At 55.8% G+C, this 18,376-nt stretch carries 9 protein-coding genes and 1 riboswitch; of the genes, 3 read left to right on the top strand and 6 right to left on the bottom strand.

What is annotated here, in order from left to right:
• Positions 1-281: 281 nt before the first annotated feature.
• A complete protein-coding gene (locus E1297_RS41120; RefSeq protein ID WP_155148618.1) occupies positions 282-2,375 on the bottom strand; it encodes a tetratricopeptide repeat-containing sulfotransferase family protein in 2,094 nt (697 codons plus the stop codon).
• Between the two features lie 348 nt (positions 2,376-2,723).
• Here E1297_RS41120 and E1297_RS41115 point away from each other — a divergent pair, with 348 nt between their 5' ends.
• The 3 genes from E1297_RS41115 (at position 2,724) to E1297_RS41105 (ending at position 10,646) form a co-directional block, all read left to right on the top strand.
• Positions 2,724-8,021, top strand: a complete 5,298-nt coding sequence (locus tag E1297_RS41115) for a hypothetical protein (protein ID WP_155148615.1) — start codon at positions 2,724-2,726, stop codon at positions 8,019-8,021.
• A gap of 141 nt (positions 8,022-8,162) precedes the next feature.
• Positions 8,163-8,282, top strand: a riboswitch (TPP riboswitch).
• Positions 8,283-8,391: 109 nt separating this feature from the next.
• A complete protein-coding gene (thiC, locus tag E1297_RS41110) occupies positions 8,392-10,182 on the top strand; it encodes a phosphomethylpyrimidine synthase ThiC (RefSeq protein WP_155148613.1) in 1,791 nt (596 codons plus the stop codon).
• 113 nt (positions 10,183-10,295) lie between these two features.
• On the top strand, positions 10,296-10,646 hold the full coding sequence (locus E1297_RS41105; RefSeq protein ID WP_170333615.1) for a nucleotidyltransferase domain-containing protein: 351 nt from the start codon (positions 10,296-10,298) through the stop codon (positions 10,644-10,646).
• Between the two features lie 86 nt (positions 10,647-10,732).
• Here the strand turns inward: E1297_RS41105 and E1297_RS41100 are convergent, their stop codons facing one another.
• The 5 genes from E1297_RS41100 to E1297_RS41080 all read right to left on the bottom strand — a co-directional run.
• Complete coding sequence (locus E1297_RS41100; protein ID WP_155148611.1) at positions 10,733-11,776, bottom strand: hypothetical protein; 1,044 nt, start codon at positions 11,774-11,776, stop codon at positions 10,733-10,735.
• A 354-nt stretch (positions 11,777-12,130) separates the two neighbouring features.
• Positions 12,131-13,837 carry a hypothetical protein gene (locus E1297_RS41095; protein WP_155148609.1) on the bottom strand — a complete coding sequence of 569 codons (1,707 nt, stop codon included), beginning with the start codon at positions 13,835-13,837 and terminating at the stop codon, positions 12,131-12,133.
• A gap of 8 nt (positions 13,838-13,845) precedes the next feature.
• Positions 13,846-15,423 (bottom strand): radical SAM protein, encoded by a 1,578-nt coding sequence (locus E1297_RS41090; protein WP_196223534.1) that lies wholly within the window; start codon positions 15,421-15,423, stop codon positions 13,846-13,848.
• Positions 15,405-17,570 carry a glycosyltransferase gene (locus tag E1297_RS41085; RefSeq protein ID WP_155148605.1) on the bottom strand — a complete coding sequence of 722 codons (2,166 nt, stop codon included), beginning with the start codon at positions 17,568-17,570 and terminating at the stop codon, positions 15,405-15,407. The genes E1297_RS41090 and E1297_RS41085 overlap by 19 nt, the downstream gene beginning before the upstream one ends.
• Positions 17,567-18,376 (bottom strand): lysylphosphatidylglycerol synthase transmembrane domain-containing protein (locus E1297_RS41080; RefSeq protein ID WP_155148603.1); only part of this gene is annotated, 810 nt, incomplete at its 5' end. The genes E1297_RS41085 and E1297_RS41080, both read right to left, overlap by 4 nt.

Below are 18,376 nucleotides of genomic sequence, written 5' to 3'. Positions count from 1 at the left end.
GTGATCCCATGCTATTTTCTTCCACCCCGTTACGGCGCTTCTCGCCAAGATAGGGCGAGCTATCAAGAATGCGCTGCGGAACAGCGCATGGAGATAGTCCTTGTGCACCTAAGGTAGCCCGGGCTGGTGCTGTTAGTTCTTTTGGCCCCGGGAACCACAACGAACCAAGGGGGAACTAGCACAAAACGAAAGGGCCTGGTTCCAAGAATGACCCATGGCAGAAAATCACCACGGTCAAACTATTTGCTTCTGAACCGCCGGAGATGGTTTGAGCATGCGGGTCAAGATACAATCCGACGGTCACCTATCGTATCGATCAGGGGCTGCAAATGGCGTTCATACCGACGCCACTTGGCCTTGGACGAAGAGTAGAGCGGCTGGCGCACCTGTTGCACACTGGCGGTTCTTACACGTCGCTTACCCGAGTAGAACTCAAGGCAGGCATCGGTCCACTCCAGCCCGCAATAGTCGATGATCCCGCGTGCCACGCTGTCGATATCGTCCACCAGCTCCTCATAGCGGATGCTGTGAAAAGCGCCTTTGGGCAGTGTCGCGTGCCAGTGGTTCATAAGACGCACGTAGTTGTTGTAATACCGTCCAAGCTCTTCCTGATCGTAGCTGTGCAACTGGCTGCGCTCGAAAAGGCGGGTATAGCAGGACAGACATATGTCCAACGGATCGCGGTCGATATGGATGATCTTTGCGTTGGGCATGATCCCATGGATCAGACCGATCAACTGAAAATTCGCAGGCATTTTATCAACGACGCGACCAGCACCCGGCGCATGAAGAGACAAAGCATCCACATAGTCCTCGGCGCGGCGGGTCAGGGTCTCATCAGTGACTGAGCGTACAGATCGCGGCACGTTCGATGCCCCATCATCCAGGCGCCCAAAAAGGTTCTGCAGGTCGTTCAGTTCCCCGGCGCCGACCACCTCGGGATGTGCATCCAGAATTGACTCGGTCAACGTTGTGCCCGAACGCGGCATGCCAACTACAAAGATCGGCTTTTCACTTGAAATGGAGTTGCCGCGCAAACGTTCAATCATGGACTGGTCAAACGTTGCTATCAGGTCATCCGTCAGCTCATCGGTTTCTGATGTGTCGTAGGCAACAAGCGAGCGCTTGATCCGCGCCCCTTTCTCATAATTCTCAAAAGCTTCATCATAACGCCCCAGCTTTTCATAGCAGTCACCCATTGCATAACGATAGGCGACCGCCTTTTGCGGCAGCATATCCGCAGCGTCCGGCAGGACGGCTTCCAGCTGCTGGAATACGGGACTTTCTTCGGTGACTTTTTCCAGCCGCGCCAAAGCGATCAGAGCGCTAAGCTTATCATCAGCCGATTCTGCCGCGGTCTCGAAATGCTGACGCGCAATCTCAAAATCGCCCTGTTCGATAGCCAGATGGCCCAATGCAAGCCGGCTTGCAGTCAGATCCGGCTTCAGCTCCATGGCGCGTTCATACAAAGCCGTCGCGCCCGCGACATCGCCCAAATGAGCCTTGGCCATCGCTGCCTGATGACACGCCGTTGCACTGTTTTCATCCAAGCGCAGTGCCTGCTCGGCTTCGATAAGGGCAAGCTTTGGATGGTTCTTCTCAAACAGAACCTGCGACAGACCAACAAAGCTGTCGGCTTTGTTCCCATCCAGTGAAATGGCGTTTCGAAACGCATTCTCTGCCTTGTCCAAATCGTTTTCGAGCATGAACAACCGTCCGAAATTCCGGTGCAGCTCGGCGTCACGCGGTGTCTTCTCCAACCGGTTTTCCGCAACACTGCGGGCCTCGGACAGTTTTTCCACCTCAATCAGCACCGAGATGAGATTGTTGGCCGTCTCGGCAGATGCCGGATTGACCCTCAGCGCCTTTTGATACAGCAGTGCCGCCTTATCCCGATCACCGTTGTCGCGCGCGATGCTTCCCAGATTGTTGATCGCGCGGTCGAATTCGGGGGCCAAAGCCAGCGCACGTTCCTGAGACGCTTCTGCCTGATCAAGATGGCCCTGATCATAGTAAACCAAACCGAGATTCGAATGTGCCGCGGCGCTGCCGGGTACGATTCGCGCCGCGCGCTCTCCAATCTCTCTTGCCTGATCCAATTGACCGGCAACGCGCAGTACTTCGGTGAAGTTCGTCAGGAAGTTACCATTCTCAGGCTGCAATCGCACGGCCTCACCAAGCGCTTTGACGGCGGGATCAAGCTGGCCGGTTTGAAATGCGATCAATCCCAGCATGTGATGCGCCGGTGCAAATTGCGGTGCTGCGCGAACGATCTCGGAGAACAGACCCACAGCAGGTTTGAGATGTCCCTTTTCATAGTGAGACATGCCCTGTGAGAACGCATCCTGCACCGAAAGCTGCTGCTGCCTTGCCATTAGTGTTACCTCATTCCTGCAGCGTTTTTGACCTGCAAAAGCGCATGTTTTTTTGGATCGACCAGCTACTCGTAGAGCATTCTTATAGCCCAGTCTATTGGCCAGATTTTCCGGATAACACCAAGTATCAAAACGATATGTAGTGTGTGGTATGTGCAATACCGCAAAATATTTGAAAGGTTTATACAAAAGTCACATTTGTGCCCAGCTTCGCAGCTAGCTAGCTAATTTACCTATAGTAAACAAATAAAATTCCGAGGGGGTTTTCGGAAAATGAAGAGTAGCGCAATAAAGCGCCCACACACTCGTGTGGCGCGCGGGGGTCGTATTGTGAAATGGAAAGGGCAAGTGGCGAGTGTTGCGCCGTCGCTGTTCCTTGTTTCGGCTTCTGTTGTGGCATTGTCGGTCGGGACTGCGCAATCGCAGGTCATTTCGACGACACAAAACACCCGAGCAGTTGTTTCCACCGATGTGGACACCACAATTACGGCAACCGGAGCGGTCAACCTGACCACAAGCGGCGGTCCCGCCGTTCTCATTGATACGGACTATTCCAGCACAGCGATCAACAACGGCACTATTTCGGGCCCTTCTTCGGCCAGCGCCACCGGATTCGGTGTACTTCTGGACGGGGATCTCAGCGCGACCGGTGAGATCATCAACAACGGCACGATAGCTATCAACGCCGGCAGCAGCACCTATGGGGCGGCATTTGGTTTCCTGATGGGCGGAGACTATAGCGGTGCATTTGTGAACACCGGCACCGTCACTGCAAATGCACAGGCCACCAGCAGCGGCAGCGCAAGCGCACTTGGCGCGCTGTTCACAAACGGCGTTGAATCGACAGGTTCAGTTTTCAACTCGGGCACAATTTCAGCCACCGCAAGCGCAGCTGGAACCAGCGATGTTTCTGCACTTGGGCTTGTGTTCGCCGGCGATGTCGGCACGAATATCGACAACAGCGGCACGATCAGCGCCACTGCTGAAAACGGCTCGACCCTCGAAGCCCGCACGATCCTGATTACCGGGGCGCTGAATGGCGATGTCAACAACTCGGGCACGCTGCAGGCCACAGCGACCAACAACGGCACCAATGCCGAGGCTATTGCCGTTGAAATTCAGGGCAACGCCAACGGCAACTTGATCAACAATGGCAACGTGCAGGCCGTTGCAACCGGGCAGACGACGGCCACGGCCTGGGCCTACCACCTGGAAAGCGATCTGAACGGAAGCTTCAACAATACCGGAACGATTACAGCAACGGCGACTGCGACCTCTGGCGAAGCTGATGCCGCAGGACTGTATGTAGAAGGCGACACGACCGGAAACGTGGTGAACAGCGGTTCAATCAACGTTCGCGCCAATGCAAGCTCATCGGCCACCGCCGCCGCTGTCTATCTGTCCGGTGATTTCAATGGCAGCTTTTCGAATACCGGCTCTATCTCGGTTGTCTCGAACTCAACCGACGATGAAGGCGTTGCCAATGGCCTCTACGTGAGCGGAGCCATGACCGGTAACATCGTCAACGGGGGCAGCATCGATATTCGGGCCGAGGGCGTTTCTTCGGCGACAGCAGCAGCCTTTGATATCCGTGGTGGCCTGACCGGTAACTTCGTCAACACCGGAACTGTAACCGTCAACGCCACAGACACCACTGATGACGAAGCCGAGGCCTATGCCCTGACCGTGCGTGGTGGCATGGATGGCGATATCTTTAACAGCGGCACCATTGCTGTCCGGGGCGACGGCTACTCATCGGCGACCGTCGCAGGATTCGAGATTCGCGGTGGACTGGAAGGCAACTTTCACAACACCGGTTCGATCACTGCCATTGCGACTGATGAAACCGAAGAAGCTGAAGCCTATGGCCTTTATGTCAGCGGCGGCATGACTGGCAATATCGTCAACTCCGGATCGGTTCAGGCCATCGGACATGCGTATTCCTCTGCGACCATTGCCGGCTTTTACATCACAAGCGGCCTGACCGGTGATTTCAACAATTCCGGTTCAGTGACCGCTATTGCCACAGATCAGACCGATTCCGCCGAAGCGTATGGCCTGTATGTCTCAAGCGGCGTGGACGGTAATGTCACCAACAGCGGGACGATCTCGGCTACGGCATTTGCCGAAGAGGATGGAGCTTATGCGTATGGCATATACTCATCCTCCGATGTGAATGGCGATTTCGTCAACACCGGCGCACTGATTTCACAGGCGACGGAAACCGCTGACTTTGCATCTGCTGCCGGATTCTACAGTGGCGGCGATATGACAGGGAATGTCGGCAACAGCGGTTCGGTGGTTGTGCGCGCGTTGGGACAGACTTCTGCCTCCGCCCGCGGCTTCCATTTCGGCGAGGGGCTGGACGGAGCCTTCTTTAATTCGGGCACCATCGACGTCAGATCGGTTAGCGCCGCTGCTCGGTCACGACCTGTTCCCCCTCCACCACCATTTGCAGTTGTCCCACCGGATGCAAGCGGCGTCTTCGTAGACGGCGGTGTCTCGAGCGATGTCATCAACACTGGTTCCGTCGCCGTGCGCCACGATGCAGTGACCGAGGCCAATGCCGCAGGCTTCTACATTGGTGAAGATCTTGATGGCAACTTCGTAAACCAGGGCTCCGTCTCTGTCACGGCCAACTCGAGCGATGACGAGGGCGTTGCCACCGGGTTGTATGTTGGCGGCGCAATGACCGGAAGCATCTTCAACTCCGGCAACGTCAACATTCGTGCGGATGGGGTATCGTCAGCTACGGCGATCGCATTCGATATACGCGATGGGTTGACAGGCGATTTCGTCAACACCGGAACGATTACGGTGCATGCACGCGATGTCGTGGATGATGAAGTCGAGGCTTTTGGGCTTCAAGTTCGCAATGGCATGACCGGAAACATCATCAACACTGGCACTGTCGATATTCGTGGCGAGGGTTATTCTTCGGTCACTGCGACAGCCTTTGAAATCAGTGGCGATCTCAACGGAACCTTCCGCAACAGCGGAACGATCAGTGCCGTCGCCATCGACCAGACGGATGAGGCTTATGCCTATGGTCTGTATGTCAGCGGCGAAATGGATGGTGATATCATCAACACCGGCACCATCTCGGTCCGAGGTGAGGGGAATTCTTCAGCAACCGTCGCGGGTATATACATCCGCAATGGCCTTGAAGGTAACTTTGTGAATTCCGGTTCAATCAGTGCAGTCGCGACTGACGAAACGGAAGAAGCAGAAGCCTACGGCCTGTATGTCAGAGGCGGCATGACCGGTAATATCGTCAACACCGGTTCGGTGAGCGCCCGAGGAGAGGGTTACTCATCTGCGACCGTCTATGGATTCTATATCCGCAGCGGACTTACCGGAGACTTCTTCAATTCCGGCTCCGTCAATGCCTTTGCACAGGACGAAACATCCTCGGCCGAAGCCTATGGCCTGTATGTCAGTGGCGGGTTCGAAGGCAACGCGATCAACAACGGCGTCATAACCGTGCAGGCGATCGCTGATGAATCCCAGGCCTATGCATATGGCATCTACTCATCCTCAACGCTGGATGGTGACTTTACCAATACCGGCACGATCTCGGCACAGGCAACTGCACCCGATTCCTTTGCTTCGGCAGCCGGTTTCTATGCCGGTGCGCTTGTAAGTGGGAACATCGCAAACAGCGGCACGATATCAGCGCAGGCGCAGGGTCTTGGCTCTGAAGCGCAAGCGTATGGCATCTACGCGAGCGGAGTAGACGGCAACGTTTCGAACAGCGGAGCAATCACGGTTAAGGCCGATGGTGAAACCTCTGCAACAGCAGGCGGTGTCTATATCAGCAACGCGTTAACGGGCAGCTTCACCAATGCGGGTTCGATCAACGTGACCTCCACGGATGCTACGGACGAGGCCGAAGGATATGGTCTCTATGTCGGGGACGATGTCGCGGGCGACATCACCAACAGCGGCTCCATCACTGTTTCTGCCAAGGGTGAAACAAGTGCGTCAGCTTATGCAGGCGCCATCCAGATCAGGGACGGCTTTGACAGCACGCTCTCGAACTCTGGCACCATCAGAACCACCAGTGTTTCAGATGCAGATGATGCTACCGCCCGTGGCGTCTATGTGCGTGGAAACACCGGGGGTCGCGTTGCGAACACCGGCAGCATCATGGTTCGGGCCGAAGGTGCCAAGAATGTCAGGGCGCAGTCGATCCTGCTCTATGATGAGGTCACCGCAGACATCTCCAACACAGGCACCATCAGCGCCGCTGCAGCAATAGCGAACGGCACTGACGATGCCGAAGCGCTGGCTGCGGGTATCTGGGTCGAGAATATGCAGGGCACGTTCTCAAACACCGGATCTATCTCGGCAAGCGCAACGGGTGGTCCCGCTGCGAATGCGTATGGTCTGTATTTCGAGAACTTTGACGGCGTGATTACGGATGTGGGAACCATCTCGGCCACTTCCGACGGCGGTGATGCTTATGCGATCTATCTGGGAACCGGCAAAGGTGTCCTGAACGTAGATACGAAAGACAACATCTCGGGCCGGATCCGTGTGGGTGATCACGATGTGAATCTGGACGCACAAGGGGGTAGCAAAGTTTTCAGCTTTGAGGACGCTGCACCAACTGTGGGAACATTCACCACCAAGATTTCGGATCAGGACTCTGCCTGGTTTGTCCAGAACGAAGGTGGGGCAGCTCCGGTATATGCTGTCGTTGACGGGACCGACGTTGCAACGCCGGGCGATGTCGTCGCCATGTTTGGCAGCGTAGTAGGCAGCAGCGGCAATGCGCTGCAGTTCCAGCAGGCCCCGCAGGTAACACAGGGTGTTTCGTTCAGAAATGCACCCGGTGCAACTTTCGGTGGGTTCCGACCGTTTGCAATGATCGACGCAGAATACCGCGAGTTCGAGAATGACCCTGACGTCAAAACCGATGTGAAGCTGTTCAACGGCAGTGCCGGACTTTCCGGCCAGACAGAAAACGGCATTGCACTGGCTTTTGGTATGGGCGTGTTCACGGCCGATGGTGATAGCCGCACGACCGACTTTGACACCACTGGCTTCTATCTGGATGCAGCGGTGGGTCGCCAGTTTGGCGCGTTCACGGTTGAGGCCGGGCTTGGTTACGGCTGGCTTTCGACTGATCGAACACGTCAGATCACGGGCAGCGCCGATGCAAAGGCAGATTATGACAGCACACTGCTGACTGCACATATCGGTGTTGAGCGCGCGTTCGATGTCAGCGACAAATTCGGGCTGATCGGTTTTGCAGACGCCAGATATACCAATCAGAAGGATGATGGTTACACGGAAACCGGCTCGGTCGCGAATGCCACGGTCGGAGACATCACAACCGAGGTGATTGAAGCCCGGTTGGGTGCCGAAGTTGAAAAGCAATTCAACAATGGCGGAGTTCTGTCAGGCCAGCTGAGCGGTGTACTGCGCCGAGGTCTGGGGGATTCGCAGGCCGATGTCACTGTCTTCTCATCAACTCAGAATGTGATCTTTGCATCGACAGATTTTACCGGTGCAAGCGTCGCAGTGGGTTATGAGAAAGATCTGGTTCAGGACATGCTGCTGGAGCTGAAGGCCGAACAGGAGATCGGCGACAATGCTCAGGGCCCGTTCCTGCGCGCCGGCCTTAAGTGGTCGTTCTAAAACAAAAATCTCTGCGGCACCTAACCGGTGCCGCAGAGACAAATTCCTGATGACAGCGCCCTCCTACCTAACGCTGTGTTTATGTAAATCGAAACATGGCTGAATAAGGGCTTGTCTCAGACGTGGTGCCTGAGCTAACCAAAGGTCACGCAGGGGAGTCCCACCGAGGGGACTGAGAGGCTGACGGGGCATTGCCCGGCGACGCGACCCTTTGAACCTGACCCAGTTGATACTGGCGTAGGAAGCTAGGGCGCGCAGGCCACGGATCCGGGCGGGCGCACTCCGAACAGAGGGCTGTACACCCTCTCGTTTCCCCAAGCCAAAACTCATCTGGTGTCTTTTTGAGTTGAACCGCTTGAGGAGCACCAACATGAATGTCCCCAACCCCAAAATCACCACAGGTGAACTGCCTGCTTCGCGTAAGATCTATGTGAATGGCACACTGCACCCTGACGTCCGCGTTCCAATGCGCGAGATTTCGGTCCACCCGACCGCGGGAGAGCCGCCGTTGCCGGTCTATGACAGCTCAGGTCCGTACACCGATCCGAACGTGATTACCGACATTCGACAAGGCCTGACCCCGTTGCGCCGCAAATGGATTGAGGCGCGCGGTGATGTCGAAGAGTATGACGGGCGCGAGATCAAGCCCGAGGATAACGGGTTTGTTGAAGGCGACCGCCTGACGCCCGAGTTTCCGGTGCGCCCGCGGCCTCTGCGCGCAACTGATGGCAAGGCGGTGACGCAGCTCGCCTACGCCCGCGCCGGGATCGTAACTCCCGAGATGGAGTTCATCGCCATTCGTGAGAACCAGCTGCGCGAGGCCATCGTCGAGCAACGCGAAGGCAATGACTGGGGGGCCAATATTCCGGATTACGTGACCCCGGAGTTTGTGCGGGATGAGGTCGCCGCAGGTCGCGCGATTATACCCGCCAACATCAACCACCCCGAAAGCGAACCGATGATCATCGGGCGCAATTTCCTGGTCAAGATCAACGCCAATATGGGCACGTCGGCTGTTACCTCCTCGATGGAAGAGGAAGTGGACAAGATGGTCTGGTCGATCCGCTGGGGCGCCGACACGGTCATGGACCTGTCCACAGGCCGCAATATCCACAACACCCGTGAATGGATTATCCGCAACTCACCGGTTCCGATCGGCACCGTGCCGCTCTATCAGGCGCTGGAAAAGGTGAACGGCATTGCCGAGGACCTGACATGGGAGGTGTTCCGTGACACGCTGATCGAGCAGGCCGAACAAGGCGTGGACTATTTCACCATCCATGCGGGCGTGCGCTTACACATGGTTCCGATGACCGTGAATCGGGTCACCGGAATTGTCTCGCGCGGCGGATCGATCATGGCCAAGTGGTGCCTGCATCATCACAAGGAAAGCTTCCTGTATGAGCATTTCGATGAGATTTGCGACATCTGCCGGGCCTATGATGTGTCGTTCAGCCTCGGTGATGGCCTGCGTCCGGGGTCGATTGCCGACGCCAATGACGAAGCACAGTTTGCCGAGCTTGAGACGCTGGGAGAGCTGACCCAGATCGCCTGGGCAAAGGACTGTCAGGTAATGATCGAAGGCCCCGGCCATGTGGCGATGCACAAGATCAAGGAGAACATGGACAAGCAACTGGAGTGCTGCCACGAGGCGCCTTTCTATACGCTCGGGCCCCTGACCACCGATATTGCACCCGGTTATGACCACATCACCAGTGGCATTGGCGCGGCGATGATCGGCTGGTTCGGTTGCGCGATGCTCTGTTACGTCACACCCAAGGAACATCTGGGGCTACCGGATCGGGATGATGTAAAAACCGGCGTCATCACCTACAAGATCGCCGCCCATGCGGCGGATCTGGCCAAGGGCCTGCCGGGCGCGCAGCGTCGCGACGACGCTCTGTCGCGGGCTCGTTTCGAATTCCGCTGGGAAGATCAGTTCAACCTGTCGCTGGATCCGGACACCGCGCGCGAATTCCACGACCAGACTCTGCCGAAACAAGCGCACAAGGTCGCTCATTTCTGTTCGATGTGCGGGCCGAAATTCTGCTCGATGCGGATCAGCCACGACATCCGGTCTGAGGCGCAGAAAGAAGGAATGGAAGCCATGGCCGCCAAGTTCCGGGAAGGTGGAGATCTTTACCTGCCTGTTGAAGACTGACCGATATGGCGAGACCGGTCCAACCGGTCTCGCATCCGTCTGAAATACGGACCTAGGAGATATTACATTGAACACCTAAATAGACCGCATCAGGCAAAAAACAGGGTTTACCAGTGACTAACGGACTGAGCGAGCAACACAGCAACGCCATAAAATATTGGGCAAAGCAGCATTCAATTATTCGAAAAGTGATCCTCTTCGGCAGCCGGGCTCGTGGTACGCATTCCGCAAACAGCGACTTTGATCTGGCAATACAAGTGTTCCCGGCCAGCCCGCATCATTATGCTCAGATGGCCTATATGGACTGGCATGACCGCCGCGTGGAAGATCTGGAAGCTGCGCTGAATCACAGGGTTCAGCTTGAGTGGTTTGCACCGGGGGCAGGACTGGCCATCGAAAGATCGATAAAATCCGAAGGCGTCACGGTTTTCTTTCGTCAGTACTTCGAAGACGAGGCGGGTTAGTTGTTGCGTATGCGGCTGACTTGACTCGCAAAGCTTCGAAAACTGGTGCAGCGACTGCCGAAACGGTTGGCGAAGCCCGAAGGGCTTCAGCCAGTCACTGTAAAGACGGTGCTGAGTATCCACAACGCAGCGGCCAGCAATGCAAAGGTCGCTACCGTGGATACTCCGAAACCCAGCACATTGGCACTGCGATACGGGCGCATCAGATTGTCAAACCCTGATTGGTTCAAGGGACCTTCACTCACCTTAAGCTCTGCAATGAAACGGGACATCATGGGGGTGTTTCTGGCAATCAACGTACCCAGACCACAGCACATGATCCACAACGTTGGCAGGAGTGGTGGAATACAGGCAATGCTCAGCACAATGGCAGCCGGGACACCACCCTCGCGGAACGGACCTACCAGGTTCACCCAGTCGTTACTTACGCTCTCAGGTGTCAAAACCATGATCGCATAGAGAACGAAAACCATCAGAAACGGGATAATCAGCGCAAGTACAAGCCCGATCGCTGCAATGCAGACCAGCCCGGCGAGGATGGCCACATCACCCGCATCATGCCATCGCAACGCGCTGAGAATTTCGACCATCGCGACAAACGCAAGCCACGCACTGACGGCGATAAACAAGATGAAGATCAACATCGCTCCATGGGTCGCACCCAGATTACCCAGATAACCCAGCACAAATGCCACACACAAAGCCAACCCAAGCACAAAGGCCATCTTGCGCTCGTTCGGCACCAAAGTGACCAGGAAACCGGACATCATAAACAGCCCAGTGTTTTCGAAGACCCGACTATGCACAATCAGAAACACACCGTAGCCGATCTGATACGCCAGATCATAATAAGTGTCCGATCCCCCAAAGAAGCGGGCACTCAGCTTGTCCCGATCTACTGCCGCCGCAACAAACACAAACATGGGCAGCACGCTGATGGCTGCCTGAAACCAACGCTTGTTCGCTGGTACGTCATCGTTGAAAAAGCTCCACGCTCCGTAGGTTGTGATATCAAAAAGCGCCCAGCCCAAGTAGATTGCACTGACCACAAAGACGGAGGATAGCCCAAGTGCCCATGCCACCGTTTTCGAGGTAAACGGACTTTCGCCGTAGCGGAAACTAAACAACATCGTTGGGTCCGCGCTGGGGTCAATGAATGTGTAAGGCCCACGCAACAAATACAGGCCGATGGTCCCCTGCCGGGTTTGTGGGTTTGCGATCAGGTCGATTTCTGCCGGCCGCGGATTGCGAGACCGTAACCCCACTAATATTGCGAATAAGCCGGCGACCAAAACGATTGAATTCATTGTCATAAATAAGATCCGAACTGATGCTCTGGATTTTCTCTCACCCGAGAAGGTGTTGAAATTAAGGCTCGTGTCCGACTATGAGAATCCTAGGTTCAAATAGGAACTTTTCATCAATCCGCACGTTGGGTGGTATCAATCAGGCAAACCGCACAGCAGCAGCGATGTTTGCTCGTTTCAGTAGTCATAGACCCTGATAAAAATCGGCTCGGGTGCAGGAATCGGATGGAGGCCGGAATATGGTTTGTGCGCAGGCAGCAGGAAAACAGGCCAATCGACAACGCCATCCAAACGCACGCGATTTGGCCCTGGTTGCAACAACACCGGTAGCTGCACTGGTTCGTCCTCGACCAACAATGACACCGCCACAGGTTGCCCGCTTTTGTCGAACAGTCCGAACTCCTGCTCAAGAGGCGTTTCGAACGTCACTTCGCTGACATCCGAAAAGCGAACTCCCGGAATGCCAATGTTCGGCGCAACCCGGACATAGGAGTTTTCAAGAAACGGTTTCATCAGCTCGCGCAGTTTTTGGGTTCGGTAAGTATCAATGATCAAATGCGGCGGTACGGCACGCAGTTTGCGCATGAAGTCCGAAGCTTCGCCTTCGGAATTCGCGATGTGAACCTGTCTTGTATCAAGCCACCGGCGCTGAGATTCCGCGTGGTTTGACAGCATACCGATACCATCAAAGTACTTTTCGTTGGGCCCAAGCAGAGTTTCGACCTGTCGGATGAGATCAATCTCAGCCCGGTTGTCGTGTTCTATATATGTGATGTTGCGGACAAAGCTGAGAAGAACGGCAACGATCCAGACCGCATGGATCAATCTGGCCTGCAACTTGCCGCGTGCCGCGTAGCCCAGTGTGACCGGGGCCCAAAGGCACAGAAACGGGATCACCATGATAAACACATAGGGCCAGGGCTGATTATGACGTGCAATCAGCACGATCATGACAAGGGTGAAAACCAGCGCAACCTTATGCCTGGGTGTCAGCGTCCTCCATCTGTAGAGACTAGCCAGCAGTCCAAAAGCGGCGAGCAGATAAGGAAGCAGATTTCGCTCGATCGTCTGCCCGTAAAACATCCCCAAAGTGGTGTAATAGACATGTCCGCTTGTGGCGACCCTGAGCGGACCTTGGAAAAGAGAGGTCAGTATCGTCAGACTGTCCCAGCCACCGAGCGCGATGCTGTAGACAAGAATGGGAATGACCCACCCGGCGACCAGCATTAGGCCGCGCCTAAGCGTTGTCAGTAGATCCAGACGCAAAAGCGCCTCAACCACCAGTCCAAGGCCAAGCGCGAGATTGAAGTAAACCGCCTTTTGCGTCGCGATGAAGGCAAGTCCACTGAACAATCCGGCAATCAGAATAGTCTTTGCGCGCGATATGTCTCGGGACACGATCCAATACAGCGCAGCAGTTGCGAAAAACAGCGCCAGAGACTCGGATCGGGTACGAAATACCCGCTCGATAAAGGTTGAAAAGCTGAGGGCCAGCAGAACGACCAGCAACGCGCGTACCCGGTCCTGCCCCAGTTTCCGCGCGATGCCATAAAGCAGTGCCAGCGTTCCGCAGGCCAGCAAAGCGGTCTGCAAGCGGCCGATCATGATGGCCGACTCCGCATCCCAACCCAGCCAGTGCGCCGGTTTGTAAAACACCGCATAGCCGACCGCCTTGGACGGCCAGATCGTATCAAAGAACCCATTACCCAGATATTTAGACTGCCCGAACTGCCAGAATTCGTCCATCACGAACTGGGTGTTGAACGCGAAGAATACCAAGAAGCCGAGCTTGGCGCATAGTGCAACACGTATGGCCCACTGATAGCGCAGCATAGGGTCACTGGTTTCACCAGCACGGGCGTATTGCAGATCTAAGGCTTGCAAAGTCTTACTCAACTGGCGCGTTTAAGCTGGCTTTTCTTTCCTTCGATCATTTCCATCCGTCCGCGCGGCACCCGCGTCCGAGCGTTCCAGGCTTCGTCAATTTCGGTTTGCTTTGGCGGCAATGCACTGGTCACCGCTTTGTCACCACGGATGATCGACAACAGGAAATTCTTGAATGCGTTTACCGAACGCAGGCCTTCCTTGGGATTTGTAACCGCCTGCAGCGCTTTGCGCACCATATAGGTCGGACGGAAGTGAAACTTGCGCACTGCGTATTCGCAAAAATCCTCAAGATCCTTGGGCGACAGACCGGGCAGGTCCAGAACACATCGGTGCTGACCGTCGGGATTCAGCCACTCGTCGAAATTGGTTGTGGCCAGATATCCGCCCTCTTGTGCCCATTCATAGGCGCCGGTGCCCGGATAGGGCATCACCGGATAGAACTGGGCACTGTCGGGATTCAACTCTTTGGCCAGTTCAAGGGTCTTGGCCAGCGTCTCTTTTGTTTCACCGGGGAATCCAACCATAAAGCAGCCGTGGACGAGAATACCCAGCTTGCGGCAGTTCTCCATAAAGTCTTTTTGTTGCTGCAGTGTCTGACCCTTGCGCATGTTGATCAGCAGGGTCTGGTCACCGGATTCAAAACCGGTCGCGCATTGCCGAAGCCCGGCTTCTTTCAGGGCTTTCAACGTTTCGTAGTCGACGTTGACGCGGATGTTGGCAAACCATGGCAGCGTGATACCGGCCTCTTTGACCAGCCGTGCAATTTCCTGTGCACGGACCCGGTCTGAGGTAAAGGTGTCATCCTCGAAAACGATCTCTTGAATTTCAGGCATGTTGTCCTGAATCCACTTCATTTCGTTCACGACATCTTCGGGCGACCGGCACCGATAGCTGTGGCCATGCATCACCTGCGGATATACGCAGAAAAAGCACCGTGCCTTACAGCCCCTACCACCGATCAGCATGACCATGGGCTGGTTCGCGATCGTGAACAGATAATTTTCAGGTGTCAGGAACTGCTTGTAGACCGGTGCCACCCAAGGCAACGCATCCATATCACTGATCAGGGTGCGATCACCGCTCCGCTCCGAACTATCGCCCGATCGCCACGCCAGACCGTCAACCGACGAAATCGGCTGCCCCTGCTCAAGCGCCTCGGCAAGCTCGGAGATGGTAAAGTCGTATTCGCCAATCGCGACAAAATCCAAGGCCTTGCTTTGGGTCAGGGCCACTTGCCACTCAGCCGTTACATGGGTGCCAGTACAGCAGAACCTGGCCTGCGGCAGAGCAGCCTTGAACAGATCAACGGTTTCCAGATCATGGTTAACACTGGGGGTTGATGTTTCGATCACCACCAGCTCGGCGTCGAAGTCACGCAATCTGTCGATGGTGTCCTCGCGCGACAGCTCGTCAGCGGCGCAGTCCAGCAACAGACATTCATGGCCTCGCGACATTGCCAATGCAGTGGCATGCGCCAACCAATAGGGATAATACAACGTCCCCGATTTGATCACACCGGGACTGCGTTGAGACCTGGAAAAACGCCAGTCTCTGAGAGGCGGATTTACAAAGGCGATTCGCATTGCGTTGGTCCCTTTCCGTGTGCGGGTATTGATGTCTTTCCCACGCCAGACAACCATTGTTCAAGCAGTTGATAACCCGAGTTCAGGGCCGCGATCTGCGTTGACCGGATCGACGAGATCTGGACCGCATCTTTGGTTGGCTGGTCAAGCTTTTGCAGCACCGTATCGGCCCAGCAGGGGTCATTCAGTTCAACCACACGGTCCTCGTACCCAGCCTGCTTGCAAAAGGCGCGGACCTTGGCCGCGTAGTTCAGAGCAACAAACGGCGTGCTGCTGTTCGAGGCGAAAATCACCGGATGAAGCCGCATTGAAATAAGCGCTGACGATGCAGCGATATGGCCCTGCACCTGAGAAGGCAGCAGTTCCTCGGTTTCAATACATTCGATGTCGCAGCCCGTCTTTTGGACGATCTGTTCGGCAAAGGCGCGATCTTCAGGATTCATTGTCGGCAGCATGGCCAGTTCGCGCCCGGCTTCGGTCAATCGGGTGACCAGTTTGGTCCAGTTTTGAAAGCTCTCGTCGATCTTGGCCTGATCCAGTTCATACAGGTTCTCGAAATTGGCCCAGGCGCAGGGGGATATCAGTATGCGGTTCGCAGATGCCGTGACCGGTGAGGTTGGCAGCAAAAGCGCCGGATCGGCCGCCGTGCTTGCATGATTCAAACCACAATCCTGCAGCAGCTTGGTCGAGGCATCATCGCGGGTAATGACAAGGGATCGGCGACCCAAAGCCAATCGCGTCAACCGGCGGGAAAAACCTCGCTGCAATGGCCCGACCCCGATACAGAACACACCGGTTCGCGTGCGAAACAACCGACCAAAGGCAAAAAGCGAACAGACGACCACGTGCTTGGGCAAGCTCAGGTCATGCAACCATTGCCCACCTGAGATAAAGATGCCCTGAAATCCCGAAAACACCACAAGGCTGCGCAATGCATCAGGTATAAGGGCAAGAGGCTGAACCGCTCGCGAACTGCTGGCCGGGGCCAGCGCGTCCAGAATGACACGTTCCCGCGCTTCTTTGCTGGCGGGCAGCGGACGGGTGTCAATTCCACTTGGTCCGAAGGCAATCAGATATGGGTCCACCGCATTTCCGGGCTGGGACAGGAATTTCTCCAACCGTTCGGACACCGCGCAAAGAATTGCCTCATCCCCTTTGTTTCCCGCGTTCTTGAGCGCAATCATCCCAACGCGCCTGCGCTTGCGGCGTGCATCGGGATTGTCGCCGCTGATGAACAGCCCGGCGATCTGACCCAAACCGTATGGAAGATGTGTCATGGCAAAAAGGGCGGTCAGTCGCAGCCAAAGCGCCGGTTTTCTGTCCCCAATGCACAAGACCAGGGAAACAGCCGCAATGCAGATCAAGTAAATCGGCAGCACCAGCAGTACCAATGGCGGAACAAGAAACACCGGCGACCAAGCGTTCGGGTGACGTCTGATCAGCCAGGTGCGGCCTTTTCCATAGGCGTACATGTTCTTTGCCCAGCTTCTCAGATCAGCACGCTGATGATGCACGACAACTGCATCCGGAATTGCCACCAGCGACTGCCCCATGTCCCGCAACCGCCGGGAAAAGTCTTCGTCCTCTCCCATGCGCGCGAAACGCGGATCGAAACCGCCCGCCCGTTCAAGCGCTTCTCTTTTGTACAGCACATTGAGCGTTGGAATATGCGGCACCGTTGCTTCAGACATGGGTATCTGTCCCTGCAAAGAACCGCGTGAGCCCACATAGGATGAAAGCATTATGGCCAGCGCATCATAATGTGCGCTCTGGCCAGCTGGCGGTGCATTGCCTCCACCCACTGCGGCAACGTCGAGTCGGGTTGCCGCATTCAACAGGTTCTCAAGCCAGTGCGCAGGGGCCTCGCAATCCGCATCCAAAAAGGCAACAAACTCGGTACTGGCTGATCTCCAACCGACATTTCGGTTCTTGCTGATCGAACGCGTGGCACTGGTGATGACCCTAAGGCCGGGAAAGGCCTCAATGGCGAGCTTGACCGTCTCGTCGGTCGACCCGTCATCAACCAGTATCACCTCGGACGGTGCGCGGTTTTGCTGATGCAGTGACCTCATGCACACACTGATTGTCTTTGCGGCATTCCGGGCGACAACGACAACGGTCGCCTGTTGCTGTGACGGTTCGGTCATGCCAGCACCTTCCGTTTCGTAAACGCTGGGGCCATCAGAAGCGGTGCGATGATAGTCATACTGGCAAAACCCACGACCCGCAGTGCAAGCGCAAACTCTAATGCACTTTCAAAGCCATACCCCAGAAACGCCAATACCCCGGACCAGCCCCACTCCTGAAGGCCCAGATTTCCCGGCGTGAATGCGGCAAGCTGTGTGGTCTGAACGATGGTAAAGCCCTGGGCCGCGTCCAGCGACGAAATCGAGTACCCAAGGGCAATCACAACCAGTGGCGCTTTGACCAGTATGGATAGATAACGCAGGACCGACAAACCATAAAGCTGGGACACCGTCGACGCGGAACATATCCGCGCGATACCACGATCATCCTGCAGAGCCGGATGTTCTGCCAATCTTGGATGAAGCCTGCGCAATACGGGGATCAGATGGTCCAGTTGCATGGACGCCAGCATGCCTAGACTGAGAACACTGATGGTGCAGGCAAACCATGTTATTGCGCCACCACCAATGGTCCAAGTAATCAGGGTTCCCAGTGCCATACATATCAGGACAGCCACGTCAAAGAACTGCTCGAAAACCGAGCTGCCCGCCCCGCGAGTAAAGGGAATATCGTGGAACCTGCGACCGGCCCAACCCCGAACCACGATCGACGAAACATAGGTGGTCAACAATTGCGACAACATCGCCGAAGCTGATGAGCAGGCCAGAAAAAAGGAAAACTCCTGCGGCGCCTGATCAGGAGTTATCTTGCGGACGACGATGCGCCATTTCAGCGCCGATATCGATATTTGGAGACCAGTCAGCGC

This window comes from Roseibium sp. RKSG952 (assembly GCF_009711355.1).
Note: the sequence above shows the minus strand (reverse complement) of the source record. Positions and strands in the feature narration are given on the sequence as shown.